Below are 16,606 nucleotides of genomic sequence, written 5' to 3'. Positions count from 1 at the left end.
CATTCAATCCGGTGATCAAATGTTGAAATACTTTTCGATGCTGATATACCGCTCGCCGGTGTCGCAGAGGATCGTCACGACATTCTTGCCCGGCCCCAATTCCTCCGCAACTTTTTGTGCCGCGAAGACGTTGGCTCCCGCGGAAATGCCGACGAGGAGTCCTTCCTTCTTCGCCAACAACTTGGCCGTTTGATAGGCCTCATCATCGGTGACCGTGATCACGCGATCGAGCAACGTCCGGTTCAACACTTTTGGCACGAACCCGGCGCCGATGCCTTGAATTTTATGGGGCCCCGGATCGCCACCCGACAGGACGGGTGAGCCGGCCGGTTCCACCGCGACGATTTTCGCAGCCGGATTACGCTCCCTGATTACTTCACCGCAGCCGGTGATGGTTCCGCCGGTTCCGACAGCCGCAACGAAGGCATCGACGCGTCCATCCAGCGCGTCTACGATTTCCGGACCGGTCGTTTTGCGGTGCATCGCCGGATTCGCCGGATTGGAGAATTGGTCGGGCATGTAATACGACGGATTCTGCGCGACGATGCTCTCCGCCTCTTTGATCGAACCTTTCATCCCTTCCCACGCTGCCGTCAGCACAAGTTGCGCCCCATAGGACGACAGCAGGCTCGCGCGTTCCATGCTCATACTTTCCGGCATGACCAAAATCAGTTTGTAGCCGCGTACCGCCGCCACCAACGCCAGGCCAATGCCCGTATTGCCGCTGGTCGGTTCGACGATGGTGCCGCCCGGCTTCAGTTTACCCAGCCGCTCCGCCTCGTTGATCATGTTGAGGCAAATGCGATCCTTGATACTTCCGCCAGGGTTGAACGACTCGACCTTGGCATAGATGGTCGCTGAGCCTGGTTTGGTCAACCGGTTAAGCCGGACCAACGGCGTGCCGCCGATCAACTCGGTAATGTCTGCGTGTGCTTTCACGGTCACCGTCCACCACCCATGTAGAAGAGGAATTCCACATGATCACCGTCTTTCAGCTGCGTGGTCTCAAGGTGCGTCCGCTCAAGCATGGTGTCATTCACTTCCACCGCGACCATTTGCGGCTCGATACTCTTGGCTTTTAAGAGATCCAAGACCGTGCCGCCTGCGATCTCTTCCGCTTTGCCATTGATCATCACCTGCATATCTGCTCCTGAGAAGGTAAGAGTCCGACAGGATACTGAAACGGTCCGTTAGTGGGGTTCTCGCATCTCTCAGGTTCTCAACGTACCGCAAGGGTACGCCTTGTCCCGTCGTTCGCTGCGGCCTTGCTGGACGGCCATTTTGAGCATCCTGTCAAAGGGGATTCTTGTTGCGCCTTACGTGTAGGCACTCAGTGTTTCGATGAGCTCACTGTGATTTGCAGCAAACTGCTAAATAATTTCAAGAAGTTAGCAAACGCGTTCTTGTATTGTCAAGGCAACAGACGCCTAACGGGTCGAGAGGAGGAGACTGCCGCGGATGCGAGCGATGAAGACGGCCGCTTTCTTGACTTTCACCTTGCCTAGCTTACAGTATGCGCGCGGCTGGAGGGTAGGGTATGTGGAAGAAAAATTTCTTATTCCGCGCGCAGGAAGCAGCGCCGTTGAAAGAGTCGGAGAATGAACTATTTCATGACGACGCCGAACCGGCTTTGGACAGCGCCGGGCTGCAGATGGAGAAGTTCCTCTCCGTGTGGGTACAAGGGGAAGGTGAAGACGAACACCCCACCATGTATACGAATATGTATGTGCGTACCGCGACGCTGGATTTCAAAACCCGCGCGGGGTTTCTCCAACCCTTGCAGGGTCGTACGCATCAGATTAAGCAGATGTTGACGCCGGAGCAGAAGGGATTTTTGCGCGAGTGGTTGTCCACGACTTCCCCTCAAGCCTGGGAAGAATCCGACGACCATTTTCGAACTCTCTTTGATCTAGAGTGATCCGCTTCTAGCAAGATGCTGAACACCTCCGCCAGCGGCGTTCTCGCGTCATTCAGATCCTCAACGTACCGCGAGGGTACGCCTCGGGTCTTCATTCGCTGCGGCCCTGCTGGATGAACGTGTTGAGCATGCTGCGGAATTTATGTGTACATTCATCGACGTTCACTTGCGTTCATCGAATCTCTTCTTCCAGCTAGACCGCGCATGAGTCGTCCGACCTGTCTTCTCCCGATCGCCGTGATTGTTGCTGGCTGTGTGTGTGTGCCGCAGCCATCCGTCTGTGCTTCCGCCACCATCGATGTCTACTATGCTCCGGAAGACCATCCCATCGACCGTGTGGTGGGTTTGTACGCCCGAGCGACCAGATATATCTATGTGTCGGTGTATGGTTTGACTGCGCCCTCGGTGGTGAAGGCGTTGGTGGCGGCAAAACATCGCGGGGTGGATGTGCGGGTGATCACCGATCGCGAACGGCTGACCGATCCGAAGCAGCACAGCGCGGTGAATGCCTTACGGCTGGCCGGTGTGCCCGTCCGTATTAATCGGCATGATGGGTTGATGCACCTCAAGCAGGTGGTGATCGACGATGCGATCAATACCTCCGGGTCGGCGAACCACACGACGAGCGGCAACCGGTACAATGATGAGCGGCTCGATGTCATTACCGACGCACGGTTGACCGCGAAGGCTCGGGACAAGTTCCTGACCATGTGGAACGATCACGAACGATTTGTCGTGTGGACGGAGTAGGACGAGAGCCATGGCGCAGGCAATAATTGAAACGGACGTGGCGATCGTCGGTGCGGGTGGCGGAGGTGCCGTGCTGGCGCTGATGCTTGCCCAGCAGGGCATTCGTTCTGTGGTGCTCGAGCGGGCAGCCGGCCCGCCGCAGGGGCTGCGCGGCGAAATTTTGCAGCCGAATGGCCAGCGCGTGCTTGATCGCTTGGGGGTGCTCGACACACTGCCGGCTCAGGCCGTGCGATCGGTGCATCGATTCAATTTCTGCCGGTCCGGCGGGGAACGGCTTTGCACGATCGACTACAGTGACCTTCCCGCTCCCTACAATCGTGCCGTGGTCACCCTCCCGAATGTGGCGCACCATGCCATTCTCAAGGCGTTGGAGCAGCAGAATCCCGGGGGGCTTTGGTATGACAGCACGTTTACCGGACTTCGCTTCGACGGCAGGCGCGTGGTCGGCTTGCATGCCACCTGTCACGGCGAGCCGGTGGAGGTGTCGGCGCGCCTCGTGGTCGGGGCGGATGGCGCCTTCTCGAAAGTGCGGGACTGCCTCGGCATCCAGGCGGATCTCTATCGGTATCCCGAGAGTTACCTCATCGCGATTCTCAAGGCTCCGGCGGGCTTTGAGGAAGCACGGTATCTCGTCGGCACGCGGGAAATTCTGGGTTTGTTTCCCGCTGCGGGGCAGCAGGTCTATGCGTTTTATATGATCAAGGCCGGATCGTATGAAGCCGTGAAGGCTCAAGGGCTTGAGGCGTTGCGGCGTGCGTGGGTGCGGATCGATCCGGGTATGGAGGCCATCGTGCCGGGGCTCGTCGACTGGAATCAGACGGGCTATATGCCGACCGGGCGAGTCAGAACGGATCGATGGGTAGCGGACGGCGCCTTGCTCATCGGCGATGCCGCTCATGCGATGAATCCCCATGCCTCGCAGGGACGGATGCAAGCCATGGTGGATGCGGTAACGGTGGCTGATCTCATTCCCGGCTGGCTGAAGGCCAACGATGTTTCTGCGGGAGCTTTGCGCGTCTTTGAAGTCGCAAGACGGCCGCAGGTCATGATGTTGCAGCGGTTGGCGGATGAACAATGCCGGTTTTGGAATACAGGCAATCCGCTCCTGGCCATGTTGCGCGATCGGGTGTTCAGGACTCTTGACCGCAATGCGCGGCTTCGTTATCGAGTGCTCACGACCACGGCGGGGTTACGGAACCAGCCACCGTTTTCATTATTGGATCGGGTTATGGCTGCGGGATTGCTGCCCGATCCACGCGCTCAGGTCGCAGGAGGCTGAAAACGTCCGCCAGCGGCGTTCTCGCCTCGTTCAGAACCTCAACGTACCGCAAGGATACGCCTCGGCTCCTCACTTGGCTGCGGCCTTGCGGGCGAACGTTTTGAGCCTCCTGTGGTGATATGTTCTGTCGTGATCTGTGAGATAGTGCGCCTGATGAACTCCGTAGCCACACAGCAGAGGTGTTTGTGACCCAACCAACCGCACTCGATGTCCCATCCGAAGTTCAGCAGCTCCTGCAGCGATACGTTAAGGAGACGACCTCATTGCTCGGCCCACAATTGGAAGGCATTCTCCTGTACGGGAGCGCGGTGGGAGGGGAATTTCTGCCGGGCCGTTCCAATCTCAATCTCCTCTTGATGCTCTCCGGTTATGAACGGGAGGCGATAAAGCGCTATGCCAAAGCCCACAAACGATGGAGTCGTGAACAGTTCGTCGTGCCGTTAGTGGTGACGGAGGCGGAACTCACCAGGCCTCGCTGCCTGTTCCCGCTGGAGTATCTGGAGATTCAGGAACAACATCGCGTGCTCTGGGGGCGGGATCCGTTTATCGGCCTGCACATCGACCGGACGCATTTGGCCTACCAGGTGCAACAGAGCATTCAGGGGAATCTGGTGCGGCTGCGGCAACGGTATATTGAAGGCGGCGGTACGGAAGAAGCGATGACCATGTTGCTGCCGTTATCGTTGACGGCGCTCCTGCCCTGTTTGCGTGGCTTGCAGCGTCTGGCAGGCCAGCCGGCCCTCTATCAGTCCGATGCGTTGCTCACCGGCATTCGCGCGATGACAGGCCTGGACCTTGTCGGACTCGGCGATGTGTTGGAACTCAAGCGAGGGATTATTTCTCCAGGGCCGGTCGAGGTCCCGCGGCTGTACGAGCGGTATGCCGACAATCTCGCCGCGTTGATGGCTGTGGTCGATTCCAACGGGATGGTGACGCCGCGATGAAGAGGAGAGGCAAGACGATGATCCGCCTCATGGTAGGACTGTGGGTCGCCTGGTTGACGATGGCGGCTTCGTCGGCTCATGCGAGGGAGCCGATTCCCAACTACGATCCGCAGGGCTACGTCAGCGACCATGCCGGGGTCATCGAGGCGGACTGGCGCGCGAGGATTCGTTCGGTCTGTCAGGACCTTGAACGAAAGACCGGTGTCGAAATGGTCGTGGTGACCGTGCCCACACTGAAGCCCTATCCGTCGGCCAACGACTATGCGATGGGGCTCTACCAAAAATGGGGCATTGGCTCCGCCCAGGATGAACATGGGGTGTTGATCCTGTTGGCTGTGCAGGAGCGGCAGGCGGCAGTCACCATGGGGCGGCGCATGATCCCGGTGATGGGCGGGGAGGTCGTCGGCAAGGTCGGACACGAGTATCTCGACCCCGCGATTAAGAACGGGCATTTCGACGAAGGGCTCTATCGCACGGTCGTGGCCTTGGCGTCTGTCTCACAGGAGATTCGCGTCGGTACCACGAAGAAGGCACACTTTCGCGGACTGGGGTTCTGGATCACCGTCACCACGGCCAGCGGCGCCTTGTGGTTTCTCTGGTGGCTCAGCCGTCCGGATCTGCGGCATCCCTATGGCCGCATCCGGAAGGGACAGTATTGGGGAAGCGGACAAGGCGGATTCGGCGGGAACTTCGGCGGCATGGGCGGTGGGATGAGTGGGGAGGGGTGGAAGTAGGAGGGGAAGGACGAGATCGGGCAGTCCTTCTTGCTCACAGAACGCGCACACGAAGACGGTGCTCGTCCCATGCGCGCAGGGAAGGACTGCCCGACCTCATCCTTTCAGGGAAGTGGAAAGAAGAGAGGCTCTCGTTGGACGCGCGCAGTCGAGGACCCGCCAGCCCACCCTCCTGGTTAAGCGAGGGGAAAATCGCGGAGAGAGCGGCTCGTTGGTCTCCCTTAGGTCGCGCAACGCGCGGTCGAAGACTCCCCTCGTTGGACGCGCGCAATTGGAACCACCCCGACGGCCCCTCCTGGTGGTGGAAGAATAGACAAGCTCCGAAGGAGTTTTGAAGAAAGGTGCTCGTGCGCGTAGTGGAGGACCCGCCAGCCCACCCTCTTTTGATAAGTGGGGCGTGTAAGGACGGAAAGAAGGTGGCCCGTTAGTCTCCCTTGCTCGCGCAACGCGCGGCCTCAGAAGGCCCTCGTTGGACGCGCGCAGTAGGAGACCAAGCGGGCCACCTTTCTCGGAGAGATGAAGTGAGCAAGCAAGCTTGGCCGAGGCGTAGTGGAGCGTGCACTGACATTGATCCTGAACTACGCGCGGCGCTAGTGTCCATTTATGAAGAGGTTATGTGGCTTGCTCGACGTCCGAATGTCAGTCCGAGCCGAGCACGTGGATGGTACACGCACATCATGGCCGATAGCGTGAAGCTAAGGCTTCGTAATTTCACTGGAAGAGTGTCGCAGCAAGCTGTCGTCACACAGGGCGTGGATCTTCGTCTTGAGCACTACATGAGAATTCAGACGACCCTTACAGCACTTGTTGATCGCCACAGAACAGCTGAATCTCCAAATGCAGAGGAGTTTATTTGCACGGTTATTGATTATGAGCGTGTTCATATAGTCACTGCCAAAGAAAATTATGATGCAATGCGTGCTCGCGGCGACTACCTGAAGGCAGGCATCGTCCTGGTACCTTGGGCCGATATACCCTCGAAGCGGCGTCTTGAGCTTTGGCGAAAGATGCTGCGCGGAAGGGTAGCGAATGCCGCTGCATACGCCGAAGTATCCGTTGAATGAACTATCGCCTTGCATCCGCTTCATCAGAATCGTGCGGGGCTTTATGTCAAATGATCCGATTCTCAGCTGGATGAAGCAGATTCCTTCTGGCCGGTTCTCCTCACCCCTGCAGTTGCGCCATCATCGCGGCGGGGTTCCAGTAGCCCCACATGGTGTGGATTTTTCCGTTCTCATTGATCTCGAATACATCGATGCCTTCTATGAGAACATCGCGTCCGTTGTTGCCTCGTCCGCGGCCCGTGAATTTGACCGCCGTGCGGTTGCCCGTGACGAAGACATGATCCGCCGTCAACTCAATGGTTTGGAACAGGGCAAGCACGCCGCGGATGAATTGACCCAGCGCCGCATGCCCCTGTAGTGCTGTCGGTGCTCCTGGTTCGTAGCTGATTCCCTCCTCATGAAAACAGCTGACCCAGGAATCTGCATCCTTCTTCCCGATGGCGGCAAAGTACTGCTGCACGGCTGCTGGAATCGTCTCAACGGTCATGTCATTCCTCCTGTGATCTCTGAAGCTGCTGTGTGTCACACCGGCCGGTTTCCCGACCGCTGTTCATACTACGACGTGATTCGATCATCGGATTGCTTGCGGCGAGCATCGGGGTGGGGAGTGTGAATCGAGGGTGAATTCCAGGATCTGGCTCGGAGACGACAGAGGAGAGGGGCCTGTCACGATGGTCGGCCTGGCCCTACTCGATCACCCAGAGCGCGATGCCGGAGAGGTCTCGTGACAGACGATCGGCAATGCTGCTGCTGAAGAGGCGTGCCGCGCCCGGTGGGCCGTGCCTGGTGACCACGAGGGTGCCATAGCCGCCGGAGCGGACTTCATCCAGAATCGTGTCGACGACATCGCCCGCGTATCCCAATTTCAGCGTCACTCGGTCGGTCGGAAACCCCGTGTCCCTGAGTCGCTCAAGCGCCCTTTCGAGGATGGGATATTCCAGGGTCTCCTCCATGTGCATCCATTCTTGCTGGTCTTTGCGGAGTTGTTCGCCGAGTTGATGCTCCATGTCCGGATTTTCCGAGCCGCCATGTTCCATCAATTCGCGGGGCATGGGGTTTAACACATGAAACAAGGTGATGCTCACATTCGGCGTCTCGCGGAGCAGTCTTCCAACATACTGGAGGGCTCGGGTCGTGGCATTCGAGTCGTCGACGGCGATGAGCAGGTTCTTCGGGGAGACTGAGCCGTTCGAGGCCGTGTCTGGTGCAAAGCGGGATTGGTCGCGCGGTGCGGTGGTTTTCATGATGTCACCATGGCTGGGTTGGCGCCCTTCCGGTCTTGTGGCTATGACAATCTTGAGAGGAATGTGGCACTGGACAGAGAAGACGTTTCATGAGGCCCTCAGGAAGACGGGGTGGAGTGTAATCGGAGTGCTGCCGCCGCCGCGTACCGCGTCCGCATCATCAATAGCCTATGCTTCTCCGGAAGACAAATCAATCGCTGGGCAAGCCAGTTTTAGGAGACTGTAGCTACTCGTGTGGTGGCGGGCGTCCCCTGAAGTCGTGTGACCGACTTCAGGGGACGAGAGTGGCGGATGGGATCAGGACTTCTTCTTGGTTCCACGTGTCTTGCGAGCCGACTTTCCGCGAAAGACGCCACCAACGGGCACAACGCGATTGCGTACCAGGTACGAGGCAATTTCAGGAATTCGGGTGCCGGCCGGTCGGCCCGGATTGCTGTCCGCATAGGAGCTGGTAGGGTTGTTCTTGAACAGCCAGAGCTGTACGACGCTCATGGGCGTCATCGGCGTTGGAACGCCCGCTCCACGAAATTTCATCATGCCCTGTGTTTGAACCAGAACCGACCCGCTGGAGACCGAGGGATACAGCGCTGCGCCGCCCATCAATTCGATGAGCGTTTCCATCGCGACATGATTGCTCTGAGGAAAGGGCACGGTTTGTGTCAGGCCGAATTTCGTAATGCCGGCATGTTGGTGAAGCAGGCTGATTTCCTGCCCCGTGGCATAACGAAAGCCGTAGGTGGTGGTATAGCCGCCGGCGCCGCCCAAGACCTCCAGGTAGGACAGATTGGCCGTCGCGTTCAGGCTGAGCCATTCAAGGTTGGTGTCTGTGTCGAGCGTAATCAGGTGGTCGCCGGTGCCGGGAACGAGATTCTGTTGAATGAGGGCCATGTACGTACCTCCTGCCGATGGGTTGAAAGCGGAGCATTGTCATTGTGCGAGTGACCAAACCAGTATGCCATTCACGTGCCAGGTCTGGTTCCTATGAAATTGGCCTGAGGAGAATTTCCAGAAAGATGAGGCCAGCACGAATGGCGCGGATATCGATGAACTCCGATGGACTTGTATTGCAGGCCTCTACGATGGAACGGGAACGTATCGGGAGGGATACAGTGGATCTGTTCGGATACGCTCGAAGGTCCGCTACGAAAAGGAGGGAACAGGATGCATACGTAATCAATCGCCGCATGCCAGTTGATTACGCCAGTGAGGCACTATCTTCTGCGAGGAACGGGCCTGCCTTCCTCCAGGTCTTGCAGATCCGACCAGGCCGTGATGTCCGTGCGGGAGGGATCCACTGCATCACGGTACGTCTTGAATTTTGCGGCACTCTCGGGCGAACTCGGCCCGCGCTCGAGCAACTTCCCGTTCCATGCCTCACGCTCCGCTTCCCCATGCGGGGTGGCGGTGCGTCGAAACCACTCCACCACCCCGTCATCGGTCTGATTGGCCTTCACCGCCGCCGTGAATTGTTCGGCCGTGATGCCGGCATAGTCCAGTAGCCGTTCATCCATCGGGCAGGGATAGATGTACTCCCCTTCAGTACCGGCCAATACCGCGCGGCACTTGTCGATCATCCGTGCCAGATGCACGTAGCCGGCCAACCTCGTCTTCATGCTGCGCGGAAACGTCGTACGTAAATCCATCACGCCAACAGTTTGTGGTTGCTGAAGGTCAGCGTCCGTACGAGTACGGTGCCGTTTTCATAGGAGATGATCCGCCGTGTCGCAGGAAGGTCGGACGCGCCGACACGCACATGGGTGTCCGTAAAACTCTCCACGTTGCGAAGTGTGCCGTCCTTCGGCGCGAAATAATAGACGGTGTACTTCGTGGTCAGTTGCTTCTGGTCCTGCGTCGTGCTGCTTTCCTCCACGTTGATCGTGAACGCGACATGGGGCATTTTCCGGTTGATCTGCGTGATACGGTTATCTTTGATCCGATAAAAAGACTGCATGCCGTCGCCATGGATGTCGAGGCGGCGGCCGAGCGGATGTTGGTCGCCTGCTTCCATCGTGAGACGATGTTTGCCGTCCGATTCCTCAAACTTGCGGGGCGCGCGGTGCACGGTGATCATGCCGATCTGTTCTTGGGCCCATTTTTGGATGGTTTCGTCGGGCAATTGCACCGTCACTTCACGCGGCCCTTTGACGACGACGGTGCCACTCACCAGCTGGCCGTTGGTATTGACGGTCAGGTCGGCTGAGAACCCGCGAAAGTCCGGCTGCCAGCGCGCGGTGCTTTCAAAGGCTTGCCGAAGCAGGGCGCGGGCTTGGGGGTCGTCGGCGACCGTCACTGCTGTATCGACCGGGGCAGCATGTTGCATTGGAGGCTCCTTTGTCTCGTGGTTGATCTGAAGCGGAATTATAGAGCTCTTCGTCCGATATCTACAACCGGAGGAGGGGGCCGACCACCCTGCTCTGTGTGCCGGCGCATAAGTTTTTCTCTTCCTGGCGCAGGTTTGTGTAGTACTGGCTAGGCCGAATCTGTTATAGTTTGAAGCATTTCATCCGGCGATGTGGCGGATGAGGGCATTGGGTCTCAGGCATTCCGTGAAAGGAGCGCTATGGAGCGACGAGCAGCGTCTCATACTGAAGAAGAAGAAATGAACCAACGGCGACGCTTGTTGGGTCTGGCCCGAAAGGGTGATCCCAAGGCCATCAGCAAGCTGTTCGAGCTGTATCAGGTTCGCGTGTTGAACGGCGAGATGCTGAGCAAACTCAACAAGTCGTATTACAAGGCAGCGGCTGCGCAGGAACAGAAGGCGGCCCAAGTCCCGGCCAAGGCAGCGAAAAGCGCGCAAGCTACCCACGGCAGTGCGAAGGGGAGTTCCAAGAAGCCTGCCGCGCTGGCTGCTCCGGCAACCAAAGTGAAATCCACGAAGTCCGCTGCGCCCCAAAAGCGCACCAAATAACCGGCGTCTGCGTCGACTCGGTCGGCGCAGACCAGCGCACATCCCCCTTCCTCCCTACTGAACTCCGACTCGTAATCCTCCGGCGGCCAGTTTGGCGCCGATGTCCTCAGCCAGCTTTCGCGCACCGGAGTAGACCGTCGCCTGTCCTTCATGATCGATGCGCCAGGCTAATTCAAAAGCCCGGGAGGAGTTCATGCCTGGAATATATTTGCAGAACAAGGTGATGACTTGTTGGTACGTATGGCACTCGCAATTGAAGACGATCACGCGGGCTTCCAGATCGTCACCGGTGCCTACGTCGGTCGTGTCGAGAGCTTCGGGGGTTATGACGGGAGTAAGGGTGCTCATGCGCTCGTCTCGTCGGGAGTGGAGTGTACCAGGTGAGATGGGGCTGAGCGCAACCACTCTGTGTCGGGCATCATCGCCGGAGGTATTCGTGTGGAAGATCGCGGTGCTCCCGCGTCAGACTTCGGTCCAACAAGGTGTGGTGGGTGCGAGAATCGGTGACGGGTGTCAGGTTATGTGCTTGGGCAAGACGAATCGTATAGACCTGGGCCGCGGCCGTCTTAACCAGGGCGAGGCCGTACTCGAAGCGATAGGCGTCGCCCAGCGTCAGACCGGGCTTCGCCAGTGCTTGCACCAGCGCGACCGTGCAGTGAGTAGTGGCTCGTTCCGGCTCCAGCAGGCGGAGTAACGCGGCCGGACCTGGGACCAGCATGCCGCCGATTTGCATGGCGTGGGTCAAGTCAAAGAGGCCGCGCTGAAAACGACGATCCTCTCGAAGGCCTGTGTGGAACAAGGCGCGCCATGAAGGGTCGGTGAGGTCACGGTCGATCTCTGCTACAGCGGCCGCATCCAAAGGCCCTGAGACCTGATACCCCTGTACGATTTGGCCGCCGGTAACGAGGGTCGGGTGGTCGTCGCCCATGCGGTCTTGGTACGCCGTGGTACCCATCAACGGTGTCAGCCGAAGCGCCATGTAATCCCGGAAATGGATGGAGTCGTACTGGGAGAGCAGGCGCTCCAGGGTTTCGGGAGAACAGAGGTGAAACGGGTGGAAAAGGGCGTTGCGGGTGGGGGGCGAGGTCATCGACGTGGTGTGATCAGAAGCTGATCTGTGAAATTCGATAAGGGGCTGGGGGATGTGCGGGAGCCTGTGTCCTGTCGCGGATTTTGGTCTACCAGCTATCCATGTCGATGACTTCAGTGGCATCCCACAGATTTTTCAGTTCCGCTTCGGCAATCGCCTTCTCACGATCTGCTTCCGTATCCTCACCGAATTTCCTGACTTCTGCAGTGTCTTGCCCGGCCGCGGCCGCCGGTTGTTCTTCAACAGGCTGGCGGCGGCGGCGTTTGCTGGGATCCATATTGACCGGCATCGCACAGGCCTCCTCACACTCGTCGACTAGGGGGATGCAGCTTCTCGCCCGACGACAATGTCGTCCGCAGCTTCTGTACACTGTTGACGCGGCAGAGGAGAGAAGTCAAGAGCAGAGGCGCTGTGAGGTGCCTCCTCGATCCCGGCGAGCAGGGCGACCGCCACAGTATCCGCATAACGTCGACCTCGAGCGGCGAGGCGCACGACATGGCCGTTGCGCTCCAGGAGACGGTCGGCCGCCAACCGGTCAATGGTGCCTGCGAGTCCACGGAAGGACAAGGCATTGATCTCATTCAATGCCACACCTTCCGTGAGGCGAAGCCCGAAGATCAGGCGATCGCACGCCTGGTGGGCGCGACTGAGTTGTTCGGATTCCGACACCGGAAGCCGGCCGTTCTGGAGGGAGGAATGGTACGCCGCCAGGTTGCTCACATTCCCGAATCGTCGACCGCCCACAGACGATTGGGCGCTCGGGCCCAGTCCCAGATAGTGCCCGCCGGTCCAGTGCAGTCGGTTGTGTCGACTGGCAAAACCGGGGCGGCAATAGTTCGAAATCTCGTAGCGTCGATAACCGGCTCCGGCGAGGGTCGTCTCGGCAAGATCTTCCAGCTCATTTTGAAGCGACTCGTCCGGGGCGGGGATCCTCCCTCGCAGGATGGCTGTCTGCAGAGCCGTGCCGTCCTCTACCGTCAGAGCATAGCACGACAGGTGAGTGGGATTGAGGGCCAGGATCTCCTGTAGCGAGTTGTTCCAACTCGCCACCGTCTGCCCCGGCAAGCCGTACATCAGATCGAGATTGATATTCTCGAAGCCGGCTTCGCGCGCGGTGGTCAGGACCTGCCTGGTATTGAGCGGGGAGCCAGGGCGTCCGACCCGATCCAGTTCGCTCTGGTTCATGGATTCGGCCCCCAGGCTGAGACGGGTGAAGCCGCTGCTTCGGAGTTCACGCAGACTCTCTGATGTCACTGATCCCGGGTGTGCCTCGACAGTCACTTCGGCATCCGATTCGAGGCCAAAGGCCTCTCGGGCCGCAGAGAGGATCCGTGTCAGGTGATCCGCGTCCAGAGTGGTCGGCGTTCCGCCGCCGAAATAGATTGAGCCTAATGGACGAGGATCGAGGGGGGAATCCTCGGCGTAGAGACGCACTTCTGTCAGCAATGAGGCGACGAATTCCACCGCGGCGTGTGGGTGGTGAATTTCGAGATAAAAGGCGCAGAAGTGACAGCGCTGATGACAGAACGGCACATGAATATAGAGACCCTGATCAGTCGTCTGCCGCATGGTCGCTGGTTCTTTTAAGAAGCCGAGGAAAAATCACGTACCATGGCCACCTCGATCTCGTCGGTCGGCGAAATTCCCCGGTTTCGAACATGGGATTTCCAGGCCGGATAGTCCCGCAGCGTATCAAAGAGGTTTTTAATCAACACCGGCTTGATCTGCGTCTCCCATTCCCTAAGCCATGCCCGTTCATCGTGCGGGCCGTCGTAGTCGTCGGGAAATTGTGCTTCAAGGCTGATGCGAAACACGAACGATTTATCTTCTGACCACATCTGTTGGCTCCCATCGGCTGGTAATTGCGAAGTGAAACGGACCTTACTTATAATGCGTGACATCCCAAGGAGTACAACCCCATGCCCATCTTCGAATACGTCTGTCAGGAATGCAACCATCGCTTTGAGCTTCTCGTGCAGGGAAGCACCGTGCCCGCCTGTCCCTCCTGTAACGCGACGTCGTTACACAAGCAGTTTTCAGCCTTTGGCGTCGGGGCGACCGGAGGGTGGCCGGTCACGTCCAATTCCGGTGGCGGGTGCGGGTCCTGTGGCGATCCACGTGGTCCCGGCGCCTGTTCGATGAATTGAACAGGATATGGGGCGCCTAATGGAACAGGCCGAAGACCAGATGCGTCGTGCGATCGGGACGTTGTTGCAATCGGACCCCCTGATTAAATTACTGCAGGAGGTACGGCTCGGGCGGATGAAGGCGACCGACCCGGGGCTGCGCGCCGTGACCGAGTCATGGATGGCGGTCTACTCCCAGGTGTTACAGTCTCACCAGGTATCGGCAGACCTCTTGCCTCGACTGGATCCGACCCCTCGACTTCAGGTGTTGGTCGATGCCGGGGTGTTGTCCTGGGACCATCCGGGAACCGCACAGCTTCGCGAGTTATTTCAGCGCCTGTCGGCCCCCGTCGCCTGATAGTTATGAACCGCTGCATCCTGCGGATGTTCCTTGCCACGGCCCTGCTCGTGCCGGCCTGCCTTCTGCCGGCGACAGTGCGGGCTGATGGAATATCCGGTGTGCAGCCGTTGCATCGCGAATTTTCCGCCGCGCTCGCCTCCCTTCCCGCCCAAAGTCACCAGCTCCTTGAGTCCGAATCGATCGAACGCTTTCTCACTGCGTTGGATGGGCATTCACCGGACTGGGCCGCGGTATACGGTCAAGGACACCATGATCCCGGCCACGATGAACGACTCTTTTCCTTAAACCGTGAGCGTGATGCGAATCGGACAGGCAACGGCGCCCTTCAGTGGGTGGTGGCTTTTGCCTGGCTCGGGGAACTGTCGCGTTTTGATGAGGAAGAAGGCGGCTTTCGCGTGGCCCTGGGGCCGAAGTTCACTCGGACCAGTTGGGGCGCGGTGCGGTTCAAGCATGAAGACCTCCCGGCCACCCTGATTGCGTTGGCGGGTGACGAGACGGCGCATCTGAGGACGAGGCTTCAGCAGGGGGAACGGATCGACATCGAGGTGTTGATGGCGGGACGGCTGATCGAAGAAGAGTCGTTGGTCTATGACTTTTCGCACGAGGTGGAGGGGCAGGGGATCATTATGCCGGTGGTGCGCGTCGACGCCGTGGCGTTTTTGTTACGGGAGAACCCAACCTCACGGCCGTGAGGAGGCTTCAGGGATGCAGCGGTGCCATGGTCACGGCATCTGCTTCAGGTGAGGATAGGCCTGGTGCAGACAGGTTTCGCACACGGCTTCCTTGACGGTTGAGCGCGCCTGACGGCGGAGATAATCTTCAATCCGCTGCCAGTAGGATCCGTCGCTTTTTACCCGTTTGCACTTGGCACAAATGTGAATGGTGCCATGGCGCGTGGTGATGTGTTCGAACGCACGGTCGAGCTCCTTCGTTCGTTCGAGCAGCTCCTGTTCACGAAGCTTTCTCGCATCAATCTCTTGTTTGAGGCTGAGCGCGGTGGCGACACGCGCCAGTAACTCGGCAGGAATGACGGGCTTGCGAATGTAATCGGTGGCGCCTGCCGTATAGGCCGACTGAATATCCTCGGCTGTCGTGTGCGCGGTGGTGATGATGATGGGCAGGGCCTGAAGCTGCTCCTCCAGCCGGATTTGTTGACAGGCTTCCAATCCGGTCATCTCCGGCATCTCAATGTCCATCAGCACGAGATCAATCGCGGTCGCTGGTTTTCCCCGCTGTCCGATCCCCAACAACTGTAGACCCTCGCGGGCGCTGCCGACCGGCAGGAGCGGCCCAAATCCGGCGCTCTGCAGAATCGTCTGAAGCAGATCCCGTTCTTCTTGAAAATCGTCGATGATCAGAATGCTCATGGTGTCTGGTGGCTCCTTGGCGCCGTCAGGAACAGGGTTGTCTACGCCGCCTGCTCAGTCCGAGCGAGGATCAGGGCCAGCTCGGTGATGGCCTGCTGGACCGAGGTGAGGTCGCGCGCCTGAGCGGCCGACTCGAGATGTGCGCCGGCCAGACCGATCTCCGGAAATCCATAGGATCCGGCCAGGCCCTTGATCTGGTGGCCCATGGTTTGGAGGCTCTTATAGTCCCCCTGGTCGACGGCGTCGCGCATCTTCTTCACGTCCTGGCGGCGATGGTCGAGGAAGATCGGGCGTTGTCGCTGAATGGCTTTCTCGATGCGAGCGGTGATGTCCGTTCGCGAGGGAGCCTCCCGCGCCATGTCAGGTGACGTCTTGGCGGCAGAATAGGTGCGTAACGTGTCGAACAGCTGTTGTTTCGTCAGGGGCTTCGACAGCAGCTCCGTGCAACCGGCCGACCGGCTCTGCTCCTGCGCGTCGTCGAATGAGTGAGCAGTCAATGCCAGGATCGGGACCGGCGCCCGCTGCTGAGAGGCCTCCCAGTCGCGAATGCGGCGCGTTGCGGTGAATCCGTCCATGACGGGCATATGCTGATCGATGAGAACCAGATCGAAGGGACGAGCCGTAAAGGCCGCCACAGCCTGCGCTCCATCCGACACCGCCTCGACTTGGTACGGCGTGTCGCGAAGATAACACTGAAGCAACAGGTGTGACTCGACGGAGTCGTCCGCCAGCAGGACGCGAAATGTGCTTCCCTGCGTGGCTGTCGTGGATTGAGAGAGAGAGACTGTCATGTCCGTCCTCGGGCTCACTAGCAGTATAGC

24 protein-coding genes are annotated in these 16,606 nt (G+C 59.0%); 10 read left to right on the top strand and 14 right to left on the bottom strand.

The window, feature by feature from the left end; genetic code table 11:
• Nucleotides 1-15: 15 nt before the first annotated feature.
• Together cysK and thiS are read right to left on the bottom strand one after the other, a co-directional pair.
• Complete coding sequence (gene cysK / locus KJA79_RS07940; RefSeq protein ID WP_213041500.1) at nt 16-945, bottom strand: cysteine synthase A; 930 nt, start codon at nt 943-945, stop codon at nt 16-18.
• The gene (gene thiS, locus KJA79_RS07935) at nt 942-1,142 is read right to left on the bottom strand and encodes a sulfur carrier protein ThiS (RefSeq protein ID WP_213041499.1); all 201 of its coding nucleotides are present in this window, start codon (nt 1,140-1,142) and stop codon (nt 942-944) included. Before thiS ends, cysK begins: the two co-directional genes overlap by 4 nt.
• A gap of 395 nt (nt 1,143-1,537) precedes the next feature.
• On the opposite strand from thiS, the gene KJA79_RS07930 reads away from it, so the two are divergent.
• From KJA79_RS07930 to KJA79_RS07905, 6 genes are all read left to right on the top strand, one after another.
• Entirely contained in the window at nt 1,538-1,918 is a 381-nt protein-coding gene (locus KJA79_RS07930) for a hypothetical protein (protein ID WP_213041498.1), read from the top strand.
• 204 nt (nt 1,919-2,122) lie between these two features.
• Nucleotides 2,123-2,668 (top strand): phospholipase D-like domain-containing protein, encoded by a 546-nt coding sequence (locus KJA79_RS07925; RefSeq protein ID WP_213041497.1) that lies wholly within the window; start codon nt 2,123-2,125, stop codon nt 2,666-2,668.
• Nucleotides 2,669-2,678: 10 nt separating this feature from the next.
• On the top strand, nt 2,679-3,947 hold the full coding sequence (locus KJA79_RS07920; RefSeq protein WP_213041496.1) for an FAD-dependent monooxygenase: 1,269 nt from the start codon (nt 2,679-2,681) through the stop codon (nt 3,945-3,947).
• 185 nt (nt 3,948-4,132) lie between these two features.
• Nucleotides 4,133-4,891 (top strand): hypothetical protein, encoded by a 759-nt coding sequence (locus KJA79_RS07915; protein ID WP_213041495.1) that lies wholly within the window; start codon nt 4,133-4,135, stop codon nt 4,889-4,891.
• Between the two features lie 17 nt (nt 4,892-4,908).
• On the top strand, nt 4,909-5,625 hold the full coding sequence (locus KJA79_RS07910; RefSeq protein ID WP_213041494.1) for a TPM domain-containing protein: 717 nt from the start codon (nt 4,909-4,911) through the stop codon (nt 5,623-5,625).
• 677 nt (nt 5,626-6,302) lie between these two features.
• Nucleotides 6,303-6,689, top strand: a complete 387-nt coding sequence (locus KJA79_RS07905) for a hypothetical protein (RefSeq protein WP_213041493.1) — start codon at nt 6,303-6,305, stop codon at nt 6,687-6,689.
• Between the two features lie 100 nt (nt 6,690-6,789).
• Here KJA79_RS07905 and KJA79_RS07900 read toward each other — a convergent pair whose 3' ends face one another.
• The 5 genes from KJA79_RS07900 to KJA79_RS07880 form a co-directional block, all read right to left on the bottom strand.
• Nucleotides 6,790-7,176 carry a nuclear transport factor 2 family protein gene (locus KJA79_RS07900; protein ID WP_213041492.1) on the bottom strand — a complete coding sequence of 129 codons (387 nt, stop codon included), beginning with the start codon at nt 7,174-7,176 and terminating at the stop codon, nt 6,790-6,792.
• 199 nt (nt 7,177-7,375) lie between these two features.
• Nucleotides 7,376-7,933 (bottom strand): universal stress protein, encoded by a 558-nt coding sequence (locus KJA79_RS07895; RefSeq protein WP_213041491.1) that lies wholly within the window; start codon nt 7,931-7,933, stop codon nt 7,376-7,378.
• Between the two features lie 297 nt (nt 7,934-8,230).
• Nucleotides 8,231-8,821 (bottom strand): hypothetical protein, encoded by a 591-nt coding sequence (locus tag KJA79_RS07890; protein ID WP_213041490.1) that lies wholly within the window; start codon nt 8,819-8,821, stop codon nt 8,231-8,233.
• Between the two features lie 323 nt (nt 8,822-9,144).
• Nucleotides 9,145-9,576 (bottom strand): DUF5069 domain-containing protein, encoded by a 432-nt coding sequence (locus tag KJA79_RS07885; RefSeq protein ID WP_213041489.1) that lies wholly within the window; start codon nt 9,574-9,576, stop codon nt 9,145-9,147.
• Nucleotides 9,576-10,253, bottom strand: coding sequence for a DUF3386 domain-containing protein (locus tag KJA79_RS07880; RefSeq protein WP_213041488.1), 678 nt, complete (start codon nt 10,251-10,253; stop codon nt 9,576-9,578). Before KJA79_RS07880 ends, KJA79_RS07885 begins: the two co-directional genes overlap by 1 nt.
• A gap of 240 nt (nt 10,254-10,493) precedes the next feature.
• On the opposite strand from KJA79_RS07880, the gene KJA79_RS07875 reads away from it, so the two are divergent.
• A complete protein-coding gene (locus tag KJA79_RS07875; RefSeq protein WP_213041487.1) occupies nt 10,494-10,841 on the top strand; it encodes a hypothetical protein in 348 nt (115 codons plus the stop codon).
• Between the two features lie 54 nt (nt 10,842-10,895).
• Here KJA79_RS07875 and KJA79_RS07870 read toward each other — a convergent pair whose 3' ends face one another.
• From KJA79_RS07870 to KJA79_RS07850, 5 genes are all read right to left on the bottom strand, one after another.
• A complete protein-coding gene (locus tag KJA79_RS07870) occupies nt 10,896-11,189 on the bottom strand; it encodes an ATP-dependent Clp protease adaptor ClpS (RefSeq protein ID WP_213041486.1) in 294 nt (97 codons plus the stop codon).
• A 70-nt stretch (nt 11,190-11,259) separates the two neighbouring features.
• Nucleotides 11,260-11,931, bottom strand: a complete 672-nt coding sequence (locus KJA79_RS07865; protein WP_213041485.1) for a hypothetical protein — start codon at nt 11,929-11,931, stop codon at nt 11,260-11,262.
• Between the two features lie 88 nt (nt 11,932-12,019).
• Entirely contained in the window at nt 12,020-12,220 is a 201-nt protein-coding gene (locus KJA79_RS07860; protein ID WP_213041484.1) for a hypothetical protein, read from the bottom strand.
• Between the two features lie 26 nt (nt 12,221-12,246).
• Nucleotides 12,247-13,500: a radical SAM family heme chaperone HemW gene (gene hemW / locus KJA79_RS07855; protein ID WP_213041483.1), complete on the bottom strand. Its 1,254-nt coding sequence runs from the start codon at nt 13,498-13,500 to the stop codon at nt 12,247-12,249.
• Between the two features lie 14 nt (nt 13,501-13,514).
• Nucleotides 13,515-13,769 (bottom strand): hypothetical protein, encoded by a 255-nt coding sequence (locus KJA79_RS07850; RefSeq protein ID WP_213041482.1) that lies wholly within the window; start codon nt 13,767-13,769, stop codon nt 13,515-13,517.
• A gap of 81 nt (nt 13,770-13,850) precedes the next feature.
• Between KJA79_RS07850 and KJA79_RS07845 the strand changes: the two genes are divergently transcribed.
• From KJA79_RS07845 to KJA79_RS07835, 3 genes are read left to right on the top strand one after another with little or no spacing between them, the layout of a single operon-like run.
• Nucleotides 13,851-14,078 (top strand): FmdB family zinc ribbon protein, encoded by a 228-nt coding sequence (locus KJA79_RS07845; RefSeq protein WP_213041481.1) that lies wholly within the window; start codon nt 13,851-13,853, stop codon nt 14,076-14,078.
• A gap of 19 nt (nt 14,079-14,097) precedes the next feature.
• Nucleotides 14,098-14,415, top strand: a complete 318-nt coding sequence (locus KJA79_RS07840) for a hypothetical protein (protein ID WP_213041480.1) — start codon at nt 14,098-14,100, stop codon at nt 14,413-14,415.
• Nucleotides 14,416-14,420: 5 nt separating this feature from the next.
• Nucleotides 14,421-15,110 carry a hypothetical protein gene (locus tag KJA79_RS07835; protein WP_213041479.1) on the top strand — a complete coding sequence of 230 codons (690 nt, stop codon included), beginning with the start codon at nt 14,421-14,423 and terminating at the stop codon, nt 15,108-15,110.
• A gap of 30 nt (nt 15,111-15,140) precedes the next feature.
• On the opposite strand, the gene KJA79_RS07830 is transcribed toward KJA79_RS07835, so the two are convergent.
• Entirely contained in the window at nt 15,141-15,785 is a 645-nt protein-coding gene (locus KJA79_RS07830; RefSeq protein WP_213041478.1) for a response regulator, read from the bottom strand.
• Between the two features lie 41 nt (nt 15,786-15,826).
• Nucleotides 15,827-16,576 carry a response regulator gene (locus KJA79_RS07825; RefSeq protein WP_213041477.1) on the bottom strand — a complete coding sequence of 250 codons (750 nt, stop codon included), beginning with the start codon at nt 16,574-16,576 and terminating at the stop codon, nt 15,827-15,829.
• Nucleotides 16,577-16,606: the final 30 nt, after the last annotated feature.

This window comes from Nitrospira defluvii, assembly GCF_905220995.1.
GTDB lineage: Bacteria > Nitrospirota > Nitrospiria > Nitrospirales > Nitrospiraceae > Nitrospira_A > Nitrospira_A defluvii_C.
Note: the sequence above shows the minus strand (reverse complement) of the source record. Positions and strands in the feature narration are given on the sequence as shown.